Origin of the sequence: uncultured Cyclobacterium sp. (assembly GCF_963976465.1) — a bacterium.
GTDB lineage: Bacteria > Bacteroidota > Bacteroidia > Cytophagales > Cyclobacteriaceae > Cyclobacterium.
On the sequence record NZ_CAXBOC010000653.1, the window covers coordinates 1 to 2,420 of the forward strand.

Annotated in this window: 3 protein-coding genes and 1 pseudogene; all 4 read left to right on the top strand. The window is 36.0% G+C overall.

Annotated features, from left to right (window positions below; translation table 11 throughout):
- Window positions 1-299 (top strand): YfhO family protein (locus tag AAC037_RS23470; protein WP_339906048.1); only part of this gene is annotated, 299 nt, incomplete at its 5' end.
- Window positions 292-1,005 (top strand): class I SAM-dependent methyltransferase, encoded by a 714-nt coding sequence (locus tag AAC037_RS23475; RefSeq protein ID WP_339906050.1) that lies wholly within the window; start codon window positions 292-294, stop codon window positions 1,003-1,005. The genes AAC037_RS23470 and AAC037_RS23475, both read left to right, overlap by 8 nt.
- Window positions 1,006-1,023: 18 nt before the next feature.
- On the top strand, window positions 1,024-2,046 hold the full coding sequence (locus tag AAC037_RS23480; protein WP_339906052.1) for a glycosyltransferase family 4 protein: 1,023 nt from the start codon (window positions 1,024-1,026) through the stop codon (window positions 2,044-2,046).
- 62 nt (window positions 2,047-2,108) lie between these two features.
- Window positions 2,109-2,420: pseudogene (locus AAC037_RS23485) on the top strand (polysaccharide biosynthesis protein); the annotation flags it as partial.

Below are 2,420 nucleotides of genomic sequence, written 5' to 3' on the forward strand. Positions count from 1 at the left end.
GCTATAAAGCATCTGTAGAGAAGTCTGGCTTGGCTGTTTTCTCAGAAATATTTTACCCTAAAGGTTGGAAAGCATTTGTAGATGGGCAGGAAACACCTATTTTAAGGGTGAATTATTTATTGCGAGGACTTGTACTCCCTGAAGGAGAGCATACAGTGGAAATGCGTTTTGAGCCAAGTGCTTATTATAACTGGGAAATGGTAGCTGTGATCGTACAATATTTAGTCGTCTTATCAATACTTTTTGCTGTATACAAAAATATGAATTCCAAACGAGACCTTACTGACCAAAATGACTAAAGACGTTGCCCAATTTTATGATCAATTTGCCAATCAGCAAATCAAAACAGGAGTAAACTCCAGGCACTTGAGTATTATTTCTAAACTAAAAAAAGCCGGACTCCAACCGAATCATAGCGTATTGGAAGTGGGGTGTGGAATTGGTACAGTCAGTCAGTTAATTGCAAAAAACACCCCTAAGGGGGAAGTGCTTGCTGTGGATATCAGTCCAGAAAGTGTTGAGCAGGCAAAATCCATTTGGAAAGGTTTAGACAACCTTCGTTTTGAAGTGTCTGATATGAAAAATTTTCACAAACCAGACCTACTTTTTGACGTCATTGTGTTTCCGGATGTATTGGAACACATACCCGCTGAAGATCATTTTGCTTTGTTTGAAACTATTAAAAAACACAGCCATTCGGGCACTTTTATCTTTATCCATATTCCTTCTCCAAGGTTTCTGGAATGGATGATTGCCAATGAACCTCAAAAGCTTCAGGTGATCGACCAACCTTTAGACAGCGGAGAATTGGTTAGTAAGCTTTCTTCTAATGATTTCTACCTTGAAAAAATGGATACCTATCCTCTTTTCTATAAAGAAAAAGATTACCAGTACTTTGTATTTAAAAAGAAACACCCCATTAAAAAAACCAATCACAGGGATAAATATACCATTTTGAAAGAAAGACTATGGATCAAGATCAAACAGAAGCTTTCTGCTTTTTAAATATTAATTGACCCAAATATGATCCTTTATATTTCTCCTATTCCTACTGCTTTTATCCAAAGGGATATTGAGATGCTAAGCCCTACTTTTAAAATCATTCACCTTAATTTTACCGCCAACCCTTATTTACTACCGGTATATTTCATTATTCAGTTTTTCCAATTGCTTATTCTTTCACCTTTCACAAGCAAATACCTTTGTTTTTTTGCCGGATATCATACCGTTCTCCCTGTTTTCATCGGAAAACTATTTAGAAAAAAAGTAATTATCGAATGTGGAGGTACAGATGCCATGCATTTCCCCAAGATAGATTATGGCAACTATCGAAAAAAATGGCTTAAAAAGGCTACTGTATATAGTTTTAAAAATTGCTCGCTGATTCTTCCGGTTTCAAATTCTTTGGTGAAATCCACTTATACTTATGATAAGGACTCTCCAAAAAATCAAGGACTATTGCATTTAATACCTGATTTAAAGACCAAAATCCAAGTAATCTACAATGGCTTTGATATCGAATTTTGGACTGATGATCATAGGGAAAAATCTCCTTTCTCCTTTGTTACGGTCGCTACCGGGATTTCCAAAAAGAACAGGGCCTTGGTTAAAGGAATAGATTTAGTGCTTGAAATGGCCAAAACCTTTCCAAACTATTCTTTCACAATTATAGGAGACAGAGAATTTAAAACAACCCTACCTAATGTAAACCTAATACCTCCTTTGAATCAAAAAGAAATCAGGGAGATCTACCAACAAAGCCAATTTTATCTGCAGCTATCCTATTCTGAAGGCTTTCCAAATGCCTTGGCAGAGGCCATGCTTTGTGGTTGTATTCCCATTGGGAGCAATGTTGGAGAAATTGCTAAAATAATTGGAGAAACGGGCTTTATTTTACCTCATAAGGACTTTGCTCTACTTCATAACCTGATCTCTACACTGAAAGAAAAAGATCTAGAACCCCTTCGAAAAGCTACAGCTCAAAGGATAAAAAATAACTTTAATTACAGACTTAGGAAGGATAAGTTAATTGAAGTTTTGAAATAATTATAAGACTTGAAAAAATTTCCAACTTTGGATATAAACGAATTAAATAAAGTCGACTATTCATGGCAGGGGTAAAACAAAGTGTGCTCACCACCATTTTCTCCTATTTAGGAGTAATTGTAGGTTATTTCAACCTACTCTGGTTATTTCCGTATGTACTCAGTCCTGAGCAAATTGGCTTATTTAAAACCGTGCAAGACATGGCATTGCTCCTGGTACCTTTTGCCCAACTGGGTATAGGACATGGGATCACCCGTTTCTTCCCAAGAATAAAAGGAAATGAGTTTGCTTTTTTTAGCTTCAGTATAGTCATGGCTACCATAGGTTTTTTTATTGTAGCTGCTTTATTTTTTATTTTCAAAACTCCAATAATT